15 protein-coding genes are annotated in these 15,352 nt (G+C 40.7%); 3 read left to right on the forward strand and 12 right to left on the reverse strand.

The features are described from left to right. Positions 1–96 precede the first annotated feature (96 nt). The 3 genes from prmC (at position 97) to H589_RS0111735 (ending at position 4,424) form a co-directional block, all read left to right on the forward strand. Positions 97–960: a peptide chain release factor N(5)-glutamine methyltransferase gene (gene prmC, locus H589_RS0111725; protein WP_027722186.1), complete on the forward strand. Its 864-nt coding sequence runs from the start codon at positions 97–99 to the stop codon at positions 958–960. 175 nt (positions 961–1,135) lie between these two features. Continuing rightward, on the forward strand, positions 1,136–2,062 hold the full coding sequence (lpxC, locus tag H589_RS0111730; protein WP_027722187.1) for a UDP-3-O-acyl-N-acetylglucosamine deacetylase: 927 nt from the start codon (positions 1,136–1,138) through the stop codon (positions 2,060–2,062). A 229-nt stretch (positions 2,063–2,291) separates the two neighbouring features. Beyond that, positions 2,292–4,424, forward strand: coding sequence for a methyl-accepting chemotaxis protein (locus H589_RS0111735; RefSeq protein WP_027722188.1), 2,133 nt, complete (start codon positions 2,292–2,294; stop codon positions 4,422–4,424). Positions 4,425–4,436: 12 nt separating this feature from the next. Here the strand turns inward: H589_RS0111735 and H589_RS0111740 are convergent, their stop codons facing one another. The 12 genes from H589_RS0111740 to H589_RS0111795 all read right to left on the reverse strand — a co-directional run bounded on the left by H589_RS0111740 (position 4,437) and on the right by H589_RS0111795 (position 15,340). Continuing rightward, on the reverse strand, positions 4,437–5,270 hold the full coding sequence (locus H589_RS0111740) for a hypothetical protein (RefSeq protein ID WP_027722189.1): 834 nt from the start codon (positions 5,268–5,270) through the stop codon (positions 4,437–4,439). Between the two features lie 159 nt (positions 5,271–5,429). Next, positions 5,430–5,840 carry a hypothetical protein gene (locus tag H589_RS0111745; protein ID WP_027722190.1) on the reverse strand — a complete coding sequence of 137 codons (411 nt, stop codon included), beginning with the start codon at positions 5,838–5,840 and terminating at the stop codon, positions 5,430–5,432. A gap of 79 nt (positions 5,841–5,919) precedes the next feature. Next, positions 5,920–6,243 (reverse strand): hypothetical protein, encoded by a 324-nt coding sequence (locus H589_RS0111750; RefSeq protein WP_027722191.1) that lies wholly within the window; start codon positions 6,241–6,243, stop codon positions 5,920–5,922. A 5-nt stretch (positions 6,244–6,248) separates the two neighbouring features. Further along, the gene (locus H589_RS0111755) at positions 6,249–6,935 is read right to left on the reverse strand and encodes a flagellar basal body-associated FliL family protein (RefSeq protein ID WP_027722192.1); all 687 of its coding nucleotides are present in this window, start codon (positions 6,933–6,935) and stop codon (positions 6,249–6,251) included. Between the two features lie 104 nt (positions 6,936–7,039). Continuing rightward, entirely contained in the window at positions 7,040–7,423 is a 384-nt protein-coding gene (locus H589_RS0111760; RefSeq protein WP_027722193.1) for a chemotaxis response regulator CheY, read from the reverse strand. 10 nt (positions 7,424–7,433) lie between these two features. Continuing rightward, on the reverse strand, positions 7,434–8,225 hold the full coding sequence (locus H589_RS0111765) for a FliA/WhiG family RNA polymerase sigma factor (protein ID WP_027722194.1): 792 nt from the start codon (positions 8,223–8,225) through the stop codon (positions 7,434–7,436). Further along, positions 8,167–8,994: a MinD/ParA family protein gene (locus H589_RS0111770; protein ID WP_027722195.1), complete on the reverse strand. Its 828-nt coding sequence runs from the start codon at positions 8,992–8,994 to the stop codon at positions 8,167–8,169. The genes H589_RS0111765 and H589_RS0111770 overlap by 59 nt, the downstream gene beginning before the upstream one ends. Positions 8,995–9,107: 113 nt before the next feature. After that, positions 9,108–10,196 (reverse strand): flagellar biosynthesis protein FlhF, encoded by a 1,089-nt coding sequence (locus H589_RS0111775; RefSeq protein ID WP_027722196.1) that lies wholly within the window; start codon positions 10,194–10,196, stop codon positions 9,108–9,110. A 13-nt stretch (positions 10,197–10,209) separates the two neighbouring features. Further along, positions 10,210–12,309, reverse strand: a complete 2,100-nt coding sequence (gene flhA, locus H589_RS0111780; protein WP_027722197.1) for a flagellar biosynthesis protein FlhA — start codon at positions 12,307–12,309, stop codon at positions 10,210–10,212. 68 nt (positions 12,310–12,377) lie between these two features. Next, the gene (gene flhB, locus H589_RS0111785) at positions 12,378–13,439 is read right to left on the reverse strand and encodes a flagellar type III secretion system protein FlhB (protein ID WP_027722198.1); all 1,062 of its coding nucleotides are present in this window, start codon (positions 13,437–13,439) and stop codon (positions 12,378–12,380) included. 9 nt (positions 13,440–13,448) lie between these two features. Further along, on the reverse strand, positions 13,449–14,255 hold the full coding sequence (gene fliR / locus H589_RS0111790; protein ID WP_027722199.1) for a flagellar biosynthetic protein FliR: 807 nt from the start codon (positions 14,253–14,255) through the stop codon (positions 13,449–13,451). Positions 14,256–14,434: 179 nt separating this feature from the next. Continuing rightward, positions 14,435–15,340 (reverse strand): M23 family metallopeptidase, encoded by a 906-nt coding sequence (locus H589_RS0111795; protein WP_027722200.1) that lies wholly within the window; start codon positions 15,338–15,340, stop codon positions 14,435–14,437. Between the last annotated feature and the right edge of the window lie 12 nt (positions 15,341–15,352).

The following is a 15,352-nucleotide window of genomic DNA, read 5'->3' on the forward strand; positions in this document are numbered from 1 at the left end:
AATGTAGCGTTTAAAAAATAAAGCTCTTGAAGGTTTGTCTATCTTTCTTTGAGAGTTGCGTGAATTTGATGTCGGGTTCTACCGGGAGACTTTCGCATGCAAAATCAAACATTAAAAGAAGTATTATCCAAGGCAACAGCTTTACTGGCTAATGCTGAAGTAGATTCTCCTGCTTTGTCAGCACAATTGCTTGCTGAGAAAGTTTTTGGATTGGACCGGTTAAAGCTTATCATGGAAATGAATAGTGTTGTTGATGTGAATAAGGTTCGTGATTTTGAGTCTCTGATAAAACGCAGAGCCAGCGGAGAGCCTGCGGCTTATATTCTGGGTGTGAAAGAATTTTTTGGGCTGGAATTCCAAGTCGGCCCTGCAGTATTAATTCCAAGACCTGAGACCGAAGAGATAGTAGAGAAAGTTTTGGATCTTTTTGAAAAGAATGCAGAGTTTGTTTTCGCTGATTTTGGAACGGGATCGGGTGTTTTAGCTGTTACTGTTGCCAAGATGTTTCCACGATCGCGTGGAATTGCGCTCGATTTGAGTCCTGAAGCCATTCGCGTAGCAAAGACGAACGCACAGCTCCATGGTGTTGCAGATCGTATTTTATTTGTACGGGCAAATTTTAATGAAGCTTTATTTTGTGATAGGAAGTTTGATCTTGTTCTGGCTAATCCTCCTTATCTTGGGACGGCTGAGCTTGATGAGATTAGTCACGAAGTTGCGAAATTTGAGCCGCTTTCTGCTTTGGTAAGCGGTGTTTCAGGAGATGAGGATATCAAAGGGAGCGTACCGCGTATATCTGCAGCCTTAAAAAATGGCGGGACAGTTTTTATGGAGATAGGGTATATGCAAGGTCGGATTGCAAAAGGAATATTTGAATCATGTGCGGAATTTTGTGGTAATACTGATGTTATTCCTGACGTATCAGGTCATGACCGAATAGTGATGGCAAAAAAGAAATAAATTTCGTGAGTTTTTGCAAAAAAACCACAATGTATGTTTAATCTTGTTGTAAAAAAACAAATAGTTATGTGTTGTTATAATAAATTTAATTCAAATACACAATTAAAACAGTTGTTTACAGGTGTTGTTGTTTTTAGGCACACTTTTTGCTGTACTTTGAGCAAGAGGAGATAATATGCTACAAACAACTATCCATAACACAGTAAGATGCAAAGGAATCGGGCTTCACAGCGGTAAGCAGGTGGAGATTGTATTGCGTCCTGCTGCTGAAGATACAGGGATACTCTTTTCACTTCACACAGGCTCCGGAAGTTCTTTTATTACTCCGAATCCGGATTTAGTAGTAGCTACAGGTCTTGCCACCACACTTGGGAATGGCCAAGATTCTGTTTCCACCGTTGAACATCTTCTTGCTGCTGTTCGTGGTATGGGAATTGATAATATTCATATTGAAGTACGAGGCAATGAACTTCCTATTATGGATGGTAGTGCCGGACCTTTCGTATACTTGCTCCGTCAAGCCGGAGTGAGAGATCTTTCCAGATCACGCAAAGTTTTAGCTGTTACCAAGTCTATTAATTTTGAGCAGGATGGAAAGTTTATTCGCGCTTATCCACATGATGGTTTTGCTGTGGATTACACTATCGATTTTAAACATCCTCAAATAGGTAGACAGACGCTATCTCTTGAAATAACACCTCAAATTTTTTCTGAAGAATTGGCTAAAGCAAGAACCTTTGGTTTTTTGAAAGAGGTTGAATACCTGCATGCTAACGGGCTGGCTCTTGGTGGATCACTTGATAATGCTGTTGTCCTCGATGATTACGGCATTCTTAATGATGGTGGTCTCCGCTATGCTGATGAGTTTGTCAGACATAAAATCCTTGATTTTGTAGGTGATATGGCTGTTTTAGAAAAACCTTTACAGGGGCGCTTTGAGGTTTATGCTTCGGGGCATGCTTTGAATAATTCTTTCCTCAAGTATCTTAACGCTAATGCTGAAGATTATCTTGAAGAATATTCACTTGAGCCTTTGTACGAAAAGGTTGCAGAAAAAGGATACGCTACTGTGGCTCCAGATGCAGCTCTTTCACCGGCATAGCAACTCTTCTTTTAGATTTTGTAAGCCCGCTAATTTAGCGGGCTTTTTTTATGTCAAATTCTGAATCTAAATTTGAGTGTTACTTGACTCTGTTTGAAGCAAGGGTAACTATCATCATTAATTAGGAATGCATGGTTTTATTTGACAAGTTCAGCTAATTTATTGCTTAGATTGTGCTTTCAAAATATAGTCTTCTATCGGTGTCTGACATATATTCAAGGAGTCCTTAATGTTCCGGTCAATCAGTACTAGAATTTCATCTATAGTTGCTATTGTGGTTGCTGTTGCAACTCTTACTACTCTGGTCTTCACCAGCACTACGGTCGAAGAGGATATGACCAATGCGCAGGGACGAACTGCGCGAAATACTATCAGAATGGCACTCCTTTCTTTACAAGAAGGAAAGCAGGCTATTGAGCGCTATCGCAATCATGCTTATAAAGAGCGGAAGCAATCGATTAAGGATTCTCTGGATATTTTTTCAGCACAACTTGATTCCTGCTATGAGCTGTATAAGTCGGGAAAATTAAGTGAGGCAGATGCTAAGGGGGCAGCATATAATCTAGCACGCAAAACCAGATATTTTAATAATGATTATTTTTTTATTTACGATGATAAACTAACTTCTCTCGCACATCCCGATAGATCAATTGAAGGGCGCAATGTATTACACACACAGGATAAACATAATTATGCTTTTGGTCCTGATATGATCAGAAAGGCAACTCTTGAAGGCGGAGGATATTTGGAGTTGTGGTGGACAAGGCTTGGTGAGAACAATCCAATTCCAAAAATTTTATATGTTAAAAGTTTTCCACATTGGAACTGGATACTAGGGACCGGTGCATATGTTGATGACATTGAGGCTTCCGTTGAAAGGCAGAAAGATGGGCTTATTAATGATATGCGCAAAGGTTTTTCACAGATTAGACTTTCTGAAACAGGTAGACTTTTTATTTTTGACAACGAAAAGAATGTGCTCGTTGCTCCACTTGGATCAGGTCCTGGTTTTGGCGAGAGTATAAATCTTGATACTGGAAAAACACTTATTCATGATTTGAAGGAAGTAGGTAAGCTTGAAAATTGGAAGCTCAACTACCGTATACTACAGCAAGACGGTGTTGAGGTAGAACGTCAGGCTTTTGTCAGATATTTTGCTCCTCTTGGTTGGTATGTTGCTTCAACAGTGCCATTAGACGAGATTTCTGCTCCTGTTGTTGATCTTATTTTTAAACAGGGATTGATAAGTGTTATTATTCTGCTCTTTACAATTGGTTTAATTTACTATGCGGTCCGTCGTATCTGCTTGCCGATTCGCAGCGTTTCTAAGGCAGCTTTTCATGTCTCTAATGGTGATTTAAAAGAGGCTAAGGCTGTATTTTATCAAGCTACAGATAAAGGACATTTAAAGTATGTAGTTGATTCGTTTGGTACTGATGATGAGAGTAACTTTGACGAGGTTGACCAGCTTGTTAAGTCTATACATACAATGTTGCAGACTCTTAATTCGTTAGTAAGTGGGGTTCAGGCATCTGGTGATCAGGTTACCGGAGCTACTTTAAAGCTTGGTGCGGCGATCAATCAGTTGGAAATTGCAGTTGAGAATCAGGCTACAGCAACTCAAGAATTGGGAAGTACTTCTCGCGAAATTTCAGCTACCTCACAAGAATTGGCTCGGACAATGAATGAGTCGACCAAAGTTGCGGTTTCTACAGGCGACCTCGCTGCACAGGGAATGCGCAATTTAAATGTTATGAGCCAAACTATAGATACGATGAGAGATGCTTCCGGTGGAATTTTTTCAAAGCTTTCTGTTATTAATTCTAAAGCAGCCAATATCAGCACCGTTGTTACTTCAATTTCTAAAATTTCAGAGCAGATTAATCTTCTTTCGCTTAATGCTGCAATCGAAGCTGAAAAGGCAGGAGAGTTTGGTCAGGGGTTTTCTGTTGTTGCCAGAGAAATCAGAAAACTTGCAGATCAGACAGCTATGTCTACTCTTGATATCGAAAAGATTGTGGCTGAGATGCTTTCTGCCGTTTCATCCGGTGTTATGGAGATGGATAAATTTAGGCAGCAGGTTGAAAGCGGGGTTAGCAATGTTGCAGCCCTTGGTACAGGTATTTCTGGTGTTGTAAATCAGGTCCAGTCGTTAACTCCGCAGTTTGAGGCTGTTAATGAAGGGATGCAAAACCAAAGTGAAGGGGCTGCACAGATTAGTAAGGCTATGATTCAGCTTAGCGAGACATCTATTCAGACCAAAGATGCACTTACTGAATTTGTATCCATCACGGAATACCTTTCAAATTCTGTTTCCAGTCTTGAAGAGGAAGTTGCCGTTTTTAAAGTTGAAAAAGAGTAACTGAAAATATTATTAAGTTGTTAGTAGCTCTGCTAAAAAACCACCATAGTTTTGTTGTGGAATTCTTTCGACATTAAGAAATTCTGAGAAAGAGTGTTTGAAGTGTACTCCTAAGAGAGTCTTAAGGTTGGCGTTATCGGTAAGCAGTTTGAACCCGCACTGGGGTTTTTTGTACATTATTCTGAATCTGGCCGGGATTGACGGTGGTAGGTCCAGTGCAAAGAGTAATTGATAAAATGAATTATCTGGATTTTCAGTATCTTTTTTGATTTTTAAAACAATTTCTTGATTGAGAGCAGTCGGAACAAGCCAAGGCATATAAAATAGTTTCGCATATCTTAGCACTGAGTTCAGGTCTGCCACGCATTTCTGAGTCTCAAAGAAAAGTGATGCTATGTGTCCATTTTCTTCCAGCAATTCTAAAAAAGCATTCAATCTTAACTGTGAGTTTGCTAACTCCATATTATCAAACTGATTAAATAAACATCTGGCCTGAGACTGGAATGCAGAGCGCTTGGTTACAAACTTTCTGGTAACTTCCGCAGGGTCGATATATATGCCCTGTTTATTTAAGTTATCCGGACTAATTTCTTTAAGAAGTATATCTGGATACAATTGTTGGACTATAAATGTGAGCGTATCACCGGGGGCTGGGACGGTTTGAATATTAGCTAATAGTTTCTGATCCTCAATCTGGACCCAGCCGAGCTTGTGCTGTTCCCATTTTAATAAGACTCCCTGAATTATCTGTCCTACTTTATAGCGTTTACGAAAAATAGTGGAGCGCTCGGAACTGCCTCTTCCTCCATTGTGAAATTGTCTGCCACCGTATTTAGAAATTTTCATAAGAATACCATTTTGATCTTTAACGCACTCAGCTGAATAAAATTATGATCTCAAGCCAAGCTTAAATTTATAGACACATATTTTTATATTTCGAGCTTAACGCAAAGCTATTTCATGACTTAAGATTTTTTACGAATATTAACAGCTATAAAAATTGTTTTAAAAATTCTGATCAATAATCAATTCAACTTCTTCAATAGAGAGGCCTGTTGCTTTTGCCAGACGGCTAACAGGTTTACCTTCTTTATGTCCGGTGAGGATTATCTGACGTAAAAATTGGGGGGAGCGTGAAAATTCATCGGCTTGAGCTAAAATCTTTTTGAGCCTTTTGGCTTTCTGATCAAGCAGTCTGTCAAGTTTAGCAAGTTCACTTTGCCTTTCTTCAAAGGTATTCATCAGTTCATTCTCAAGTTGTGCATTGAAATGAAGTTTATTAATGAGTTCCTGCTGCTTGGATTGCAGTTTGGTAACAAGTTCTTCAGATTTTTTGAGCCGCATAAAGAAAAATATTACGGCAACAAGCAGGATTATTTCAGTTAAAGAAAAGAAAATGAGCAAAAATACAGTCATAGTTTATCAGATCCGGCAATTGGTTATTGAAGAGATCATATTTTGCCCTGTTTAGAGGCAGAGAGCAACACGCAAATGACTAAATTTTAACGTTTATGATATTTCCGGACCACGGAGAGGATTTAGGCTCTTTTTCTTCTTCTGTATCTGGTTTATCTTTTTTGTGATTACTCTGCGAAGTATGTTGGCGGGCGTTCCCACCTTCTTCATCCTGAATTGCGTGGGATCCATCATCTTTTTCAATTTTTTGTATTTGCTTTTGGGCTTCTTTATTTTTTTCTTGCTCAGCAGGATTAATCATAAGGGTCTGCTGCATCTGCGATTTGGTCGTCTCAGAATTAGAAATTTTCTGAACATTCACAAGTTGTGAAATGATCAGAGGCATATCTACAGGACCGGGCATGCTTATTACCTCACAAGATACTTCTCAAATAAAATTTCATCAAATTCACCTGCAACTATGTACTGATTGATGACCATGAGTAGATCTTTTTTCAGTTTATCTACATTCTTCTTATCGGATAAAAACTGCAAATCTTTATTTTTTAGATAGAAGTATATTGCGTCCCTCAAAATAAGGGTTTTGCGTCCATATTCGGCCACAACACGCTCATCTTTAGTAGTCATTGCAAATCTGGCTATAAGAAATCTTGTGTGATTTTTGTCGTCCCGTTGTTCTATCCAGAACGGTTCCATTCGTAAAAGCGTAACACCAGGTTCTTCCGGTGGTGGTGGAACCTCTGCTGGAATTTCAGGAATTGTCTCCATTGTTTCTTCTACTGCTGGAGGGGGACTTTGGGGAGATGGATCACTGAATAAAAAAAGCTTAACAAGAACAGCTGATAATAGGAGTATAATGACTACTATTCCAATTAAAACGAAAAGTTTGGTTTTGGATTTTTTTTCAACCGTTGCCGGCTCAAGAGAATCAAGCTGTTCAGGCTCTTCCTCTTTAATATCCTCTTCCTCTTCTTCGTCTTCAAGGAAAGGGGCATCATCAAGGTCAAGCTCAACCTTTTGGGTAGCCTTATTTGTAGGGACGGGAGATGTGTCCTCCCCGGAATCATCAAAATCATCTACCGCGAGGAAGAGCATTCTTTAACCTTATAATATTCCGATCAGGTCGTCCGGTCTGTTGATTGATAATTTGCTGATAAATTATTCAGCGGGCATATTAAATATGCCCGCTGAATAAAATTTTATTCAAAAATTTTATTGATTTTCTGTCCAAGAGTATCAGGAGTAAACGGTTTAACAATGTAATTGGAAACCTTTGCCTGAACAGCTTCAATAATGTTTTCCTGCTGAGCTTCAGCAGTAACCATCAGAAATGGGATGTCAGCAAATTCTTCACTTCCTCTGACTTTACGCAAGAATTCTATCCCAGTCATCTGGGGCATATTCCAGTCAGAAACAATAAACTGAATACTGTCATCTTTGTTGAGAGTTTCCCAGGCAGTTGTTCCATCGTCTGCTTCAACAATATTTGTAAAGCCGATCTGCCGAAGGATGTTTTTAATTATGCGTCGCATGGTCGCGAAGTCATCCACAACAAGAACTTTCATAGAGTAATCAATGGCCATTTATTTCTCCTTAGGGTTCCGGGTTGTACTTTTCCTGGAACATTTGTCTTAATTTTTTAAGGGCTTGCGAGTGTAACTGTGACACTCTGCCTTCTGTAATTTCCATTACTTCCGAGGTCTCTTTCATACTAAGTTCCTCTCCGTAATAGAGTGATAATACCAGTTTTTCTCTTGGCGTCAAATTATCAATTAGATCAGCAACCTTGTCCACTGTTTCTTTGAATACAGCTGACTTGTATGGCTCATTATCAAGTTGAGAATCCATGTTACTGGGAATATTATCATTAAAGGCATCAAGATTTACACAAATTTGATTTTGCAACGCTTCAAGGCCGTGTTGTACTTCTTTTGCTGAAAGACCTGTCGCTTCTTCGATTTGAGCACTGCTCGGTTTTTGGCCCGTCTGGTGCTCAATATCTCTGATACTGCTTTCTATTGTCTTAACCTTTTGCCGCAGACCGCGTGAAAACCAGTCCATGCGTCTTAATTCATCAAGCATGGCTCCTTTTATTCTGTTTTCTGCGTAGGTCTCAAATTTTATTTTCAACTCAGCACGGAACTTTCCAAGTGATTCCACGAGGCCTAGACTTCCGGCACTAATAAGCTCTCCAAGCTCTACACTTTGTGGTAGCTTGGATTTCATTCTGAGCGCAATTATACGGATTTTCGGTGAAAAATGCCGTACTATAGCCTCTTGATCTGAGGGAGAAAAATCTTCCCATTTAGTAGCGCCTGACTCTAGCTTAAGCCACGGACTGCTCTTGGAAGAGAAGTTTTTTCCAGAAGAACTTGATATTTCCATCTAGCTCGGATGTTGCTTTCCATTTAGTAATGTTTTTAGCTGCTTCAGCAATCTTGACGCATGCAGGGCTGGATGGCGCAATCTTGCAAAGTGGTGTCTGTTGAATAACTGCATTACGCATATTCGGATCACGCGGTATTACTCCTACGAGATCAAGAGAAACTCCACTTAAGAAATGATCACAGGCCATGTAAAGTTTTTTAAATACTTCTTTGGCTGTTTTCATGTCCGGTGCCATATTTACCAAAACTTTAAATTTGTCCACACCGTGATGCAGTTTCATAACCTTTATGAGAGCATACGCATCAGTCAGTGATGTAGGTTCGGGAGTCAGGACCAGAAGGCGTTCCTGAACAGCCAGATTAAAGTAGAGTACGTTATCGTTAATACCTGCACCAGTATCAACTATAAGGTAGTCAATTTCTTCTTCAAGGTGATCCATTGCTTCCAGAAGATCCAGTTTTTGGCCTGTATCAAGTGATACCATATCACTTATTCCTGATGAGGCCGGGAGAATATCAAATCCATAATCAGTTTTGTATATAACATCCCGAATGCTTGTGTTCTCGTGAAATAAGTGAAAAAGATTATACTTAGGTGCAATGCCTAAAAGTACATCCACGTTTGCCAGCCCCAGATCTGCGTCAAGCAATAAAACTTTCTTGCCCATGCGGCTGAGGTTATAGGCCAGATTTACAGAAATATTCGTCTTGCCTACGCCTCCTTTGCCGGAGGTCACGGAAAATACCATGGGAAGATTGGAATTCATTTGTATCACCCTGTTCTTATTTATATCTATTGTTTACGTTGCTAGCGATATTTATGCAACGAGTAATGCGCTTTAATTTTTCTTAAAATTGTATTTATAATACCAAATTATGCCTAAACTGCCTTAGCAAATTGCGCCTTTTCTTCTTTAGGGAGCTGATGTTTGAAAATCAGTCTCCAAAAATCTTTTTCACATGCCGGTTTCATACTGTTTCGCAGCCCTGATCCATAGGAAAGAAGTGATACAGGCAGTCCACTTTCATAGGAAATATTTACGAGTGCTCCGAAGTTGCAGGATTCATCAAGTTTTGTCCAAATAAGACTTTTTAATTTTGATGATTTGTACTTTTTAAGAAATGCACAATATTGAGCTGTAGCGTAGTAAGGGTTCAACACAAGATGTACTGCCAGATCGCAAGGTCCGTTGATGCCGCATGCTGCAAGCCAGCCTTCTAATTCTGCATCTCCAGCAAGACCGGGAAGATCTATAAAAATTCTGTCAAAGTTATGACTTTCACCGATAAGTCTTGCAAAGTCTTCTCTCGTTGCAAGTTCTTTGAATTCAATTCCGGATAAGTCTGCATAATGACGCAGTACAAGCCGTCCCTTGCCCTGTCCCTGATCAGCTGAAGCAAGGCATATACGGGCTGTCGGATTTTCTTTTTTCTCTTTTAGAGCCATTCTGATAATTGTAGATGTTTTTCCTGCTCCATGCGGGCCAGCTAAGGCATGAAATTTTTCTTTCCAGATACCGTTTTCAAAAGGGCGCATTGGAGCAAGTTTTTCAAGTTCCGGAAGAATTGCTTTTGACTTGTTGCCTCTGAGTTGTTGGAAGAGGTCCAGTATTACGTTGCTGTCAACTCCTTCCTTTTCAAGATATTCCAAAGCCAGTCTTTGACGTGGAGCAAGCAGGTTCAAATTCATTTGAGGCTTCAGGAGTGCCATCATGTGGCCTTTAATCTGTTTCCACTCCTGATTCCAGTCAGGTATGTTGTTCATAGCGTCGCTAATTACTTCATCTCTGGTGTCAGCTGTTTGTGCAGGTTTTTCGTTATTATCAACGCCAACCATTATTTCGTGGATTTTGCGTCCGTTTTCTTCAGTAGATTTATTACTTAGAATAACGGCGTTGTCCCCGAATTCAGCCTTGATCTCTGCGAAGACCGTCGCTGTACTGATTCCTCTGAATGTTTTTACCCGCATAATACCAACCTTTTTATATCTCTACAGTACCTGCAGACATGATTCTCACACTTGCCGGAATCTCAGCCTGCGATATTACAGGAACAGTAGGCAAGAAGCGTACCATCAGTTGAGACAGGTGGCTTCTCAGTTGAGGAGCACATAGCAGGACGGGCTGACCGTCAGTATCCATTACGTTTTCTGCTGCATTATTGACACTTTGTATTATCTGCTGCGCAGAACCAGGATCAAGGGCCAGAAAACCGCCTCCCTCAGATGTCCTGACTGCATCATTAAGTTTAGCATCAACATTGGGACCAAAAGTAAGAATAGGAAGGGTCCCGTCGCTTGCCAGATAAGGTTTGATGATAGTTCTGCTCATGTGAGAGCGCACATACTCAGTTAATTGACCTGGATCTTGAATAGATGGGCCATAGTCAGCCAGAGCTTCAACAATAGTGAGCAGGTCACGAATAGACACGTTTTCACGAACAAGATTCTGTAATACTTTTTGAACGACCCCAAGTGAAAGAATGTTAGGTACCAGATCTTCAACAGCTTTGGGGGCGCGCTTGGATAAGTTGTCAAGCAGCTCCTGAGTTTCCTGTCTGCCTAAAAATTCTCCTAAATTGCGACGGAAAACTTCTGTCAGGTGCGTAGCAATGACAGTTGATGGGTCAACAACAGTGTATCCTGCAAGCATGGCCTCTTCTTTCTGGCTGTCTGGAATCCAGACTGCCGGAAGATTGAATGCCGGCTCGACTGTTTCAATTCCTTTAATTCTATGCTTGGCATCTCCCGGATCCATTGCGAGCTGGTGGTCAATAAGTATCTCTGACGAAGCAATGGCGTTACCTTTAACCAGTACGCGGTATTCACCGGGCTTTAGTTGCAGGTTGTCACGTAAGTGCAGCGACGGAATAATGATACCCATATCCAGAGCAAATTGACGGCGGATAGAGCGGATACGTGAGAGCAGATTGCCACTCTGTTCTTCGTCGACGAGAGGTATTAGGCCATATCCGACTTCCAGCTCCAGTTGATCCAGCGGAAGGAGAGCCTGTACTTCTTCGGGACTGTCCAGAGAGGGCATTTCGTCCTTTGCTTTTTGGGCCTTTGCTTCGTCTTTCTGCTGTTCTGCTTCTCCGTCGCGGTTGAGAGTAGAGAGTGCGTAGACCAGCACTGCAAGAGTAAGAAAAGGTATAGTCGGCATACCCGGAACTATACCGAAGATAGTTAGAATAATTGATACCAGTTTAAGTGCGCGTGAGTGGTAGGTAAGCTGGCCTAAGAACTCTTCACCCATTTTGGCTTCAGCTGCTGCACGTGAAACGATGATACCAGCAGACGTAGAAATAATCAGAGAGGGGATTGTGGATACAAGTCCGTCACCGATGGTCAACAGTGTGTATGTCTGTGCCGCGTCCTGCCAAGCCATATTTTTCTGAAGGACACCAATCAGGATTCCACCGATAATGTTAACAGCAGTAATAACCATACCTGCGTTAACATCCCCCTGTACAAACTTACCGGCACCGTCCATAGCGCCGTAGAAATCTGCCTCACGGCGGATAAGTGTACGCTGTTCCTGAGCTTCAGTTTCATCTATGATGCCGGAGTTAAGGTCTGCCTCAATTGCCATCTGTTTACCGGGCATAGCATCAAGTGTAAATCTGGCTGCGACTTCAGCAATACGGGTTGTACCGGCAACGATAACTGTTTTATTCAAGGTGAAGAGGATAAGGAAGATAACAATACCGATTAAGTAGTTACCACCAACAACAAATTCTCCGAAACTTTGAATAACCCCACCAGCAGCAGATGTTCCTTCGTCACCGTGCATAAGAATAGCTCTAGTCGTAGCTACGTTAAGAGCCAGCCTAAGCAGAGTTGTTACAAGCAGGAGTGAAGGGAAAATTGAAAATTCAAGAGGGGATTGCATAAACATTGAAGTTATCAGAATTACCAGTCCCAGTGAAATACTGACTGTCAGCATGAAGTCAATGAAAAGAGTTGGCAAGGGAATCAGCATGACAAAAAGAATGACAACAACGCCTGATGCCAGCAGTATATCACCTTGCTTGGCAAACTGCTCATAATTCACATTTATAGCTTTTGATTTAGCTCCGGCCATGATTTTGACACCCCTTAAAGTTCATTGATTGTGTGACTTGTTAAGTTGGAAGAACTTCTTAAGTACTTTTATTTACGAGTGAATTTGTTAAGCTTAGCAAGTATCGCGGCTACAGCTTGGTAAAGTTCTTCTGGAATTATGTCACCGATCTCAACCTGTTTATACAAGGCTTGTGCCAAAGGCTTATTTTCACGGATCGGAATGTTGTGTTCCCTTGCAGCCTCTTTGATCCTTTCAGCAATTTTGTTCTTACCTTTGGCAAGAACTTGTGGGGCAGGGGCTTGCAATGCGTCATATCTAAGTGCAATTGCGTAATGAGTCGGGTTTGTAATTACAACGTCGGCCTTGGGTACATCAGCCATCATGCGCTGCTGTAGTACGGCCATCATTTTTTGTCTTTGCTGCTGCTTTATTTGTGGATCACCTTCAGCTTGTTTGCGCTCATCTTTAACTTCATCTTTACTCATTTTCATTTCTTCCTGATAATTCCATCTTGCATACCAGAGGTCAGCAATTGCGAGAACTATCATGGGGACCATTGCATAGGTGACCATTTTGTATCCGACTCGGAGGATGAAAATAGTCAACTGATGTGCATCCGTGTAAAATAGAGGGATAAAATTAGCTAATTCTTTTTTTATTACGACGTATGGAGCAATGGCAACTATTATTGCCAACAACAGGCTTTTCGCAAGTCTGACGAAGGTTTTAATATCAAACATTAGTCGTTTGATGCCTGCCATTACATTAAATATTTTAGAAAATTTGGGTTTAAAAACTTTTGTAGTCCATAGTTTTCCAACCTGTAAGCGCAGAATCAGATAGGAAATGAAAGAAATAAATAAAAATAAAGGAAGCAGGATCAGAGCAAGTTTCTTAGAACACCATATAAAAAGTGTGAGGACAGAATTTGGGGTAAGCTCAGTAAATATGCCTTTAGTTAAAAACCAATGGAAGATTTCATAAAATTGATCATAGTAAGTGTCGATAAGAACCCTTAGTCCTATAACTCCGGCAAGAAGGGTCATTATTTTGCCCATTTCTTCACCTTTGGCAACACTTCCGTCTTTTCGGGCTTTATTGACTCGTTTCGGGGTCGCCTTCTCGGTTTTGCTAGGATCATTTGCCATGAAAAATACCTAGTTACCGAGTAATTGTTGCACAGGAGGGCTTGCAGATTTCATTATTTGAAGCATTAGCACAGGTAGCCCTGCAACGTATTCGCTTACATATATGGATAAGATTGAAAAAATCATGCTTAGAAAGAAGAAACCAACCATGATTTTGAGTGGAAAGCCGAGCATAAGAACGTTCATTTGAGGAGCCATTTTACTGATAAGAGCCAGCGCAAGGTCAACAACGAAGATGGAGGCAATGATCGGAGATGCTACTTTTACTGCTAAAGTAAAAATATCTTTAGATATTAACATGATTTGTGAAGTGAGTTTTGACGAAATAAATATTTGTCCTGGAGGAATGTACTTAAAGCTTTCAACCATAGCTGACATTAAGTACAGATGACCGTTAAGGCACAGAAAAACAAGAATCGCTGTCATGTATAAGAAGTGGGCTGTAACTGCTTCGTTTGTGCCTGTAAGTGGATCGAGTACATTCACCATTGAAAAACCCATCTGGACACCAATAAAGTTGCCTCCGGTTTGAACTGCTGAAAACATTACATTGACGGCTATTCCCATGACCAGTCCCAAGACAAGCTCACCTAAAATCATTAAAGCTATGTTATAAGGATTCGATGGCATAAGACTTCCGTCCACGTGAATATACGGCCATATGCCTATAGTAATGACAATTGTAAGAGCTGCCTTCACTGGGTTCGGGATTGATTGCCCACCAAAAAAAGGAAGCAGGAACAGTACTATGCTTACCCTGAACAGGGTAAGATAAAAACTCATAAGATCATTTGGATTAAAATGGAATAAATTCATACTGTCCTCTTGTCCTTCTGTCTTGCAAAAAAAGGCCCATATACCAAACTCATTCTATCACCAAGAATAGAATAGGGCAAAGGCTGAAAAGTGAGAATTTATCTTTTCATTTATAAATAAGAATGAAAAAGCCCGTAAAGATTTTCCTTACGGGCTTTTTAACTTATTGATTTTTAAAATTAATTCAAAATATATCTCATAGGGTTAACCGGTACTCCGCCGAGCCTGACTTCATAGTGAACATGCGGTCCTGTTGAGCGGCCTGTATTTCCGGTGTAGCCGATAAGTTCACCTCTGGTTACAACCTGACCTGTTTTTACGGCCTGCTGTTTCATGTGTCCATATCGTGTAGAAAGATTAGCCCCATGACTCAGCTTAACCATCTTTCCATATCCGCCTTGAGTTCCAGAAAAAGTAACTGTTCCCTGTGCCGGGGCATATATTGGGGTTCCACGCGGACATGAAATATCGATCCCCTTGTGGTATTCACGTTTGCCCGTAAAAGGAGAACTTCTCCAACCAAATGGAGATGTTACCCACCCTTCAGCCGGCCATATAGATGGCGTCGCATCTAATGCATCCTGCTTGGAACGCATGGAGTGGATGATTTCTTGTTGCCTAACTTCTTCTAGCTTAGCCTCAGTGCCAAGCTGGGCCAGAAAATCATGCATTTTGCGAACAAGAAGTTCTTGTCTATAAAGTGGCAGATAATTATTTGAGAAGTCTGCTTCGGTGGAGCCGCCTTTAGGTGCGACGTCCTGCACATTGCCCTGATCAAGATTGATCATTACTCGCAGTTTTGAGTCAAAATTTCTGACTCTGTCCAGGTCTTGCGAGATATTTTGCATTTTCTGGGATAACGAAAGAAGCTGTGCTTTTTGCTCTTGGACAGCCTTTTCAGAGCGAACAAGATTTTTTTCAAGCCCTGAATAATTCTCGTAGTATGTCCAAAGAAAAATATTTCCACCTGCAAGCCCGGCAATCAGTGCAAAGATGAATAAAAATATCCATCCTCTGAACTGGAATTTACGGGCATTATCACATGGATTTTTAAATATGACTACATGGTATTTTTTTAAAAGCATAATTTTTAGTAG

The organism is Maridesulfovibrio zosterae DSM 11974 (assembly GCF_000425265.1).
Taxonomy (GTDB): domain Bacteria; phylum Desulfobacterota; class Desulfovibrionia; order Desulfovibrionales; family Desulfovibrionaceae; genus Maridesulfovibrio; species Maridesulfovibrio zosterae.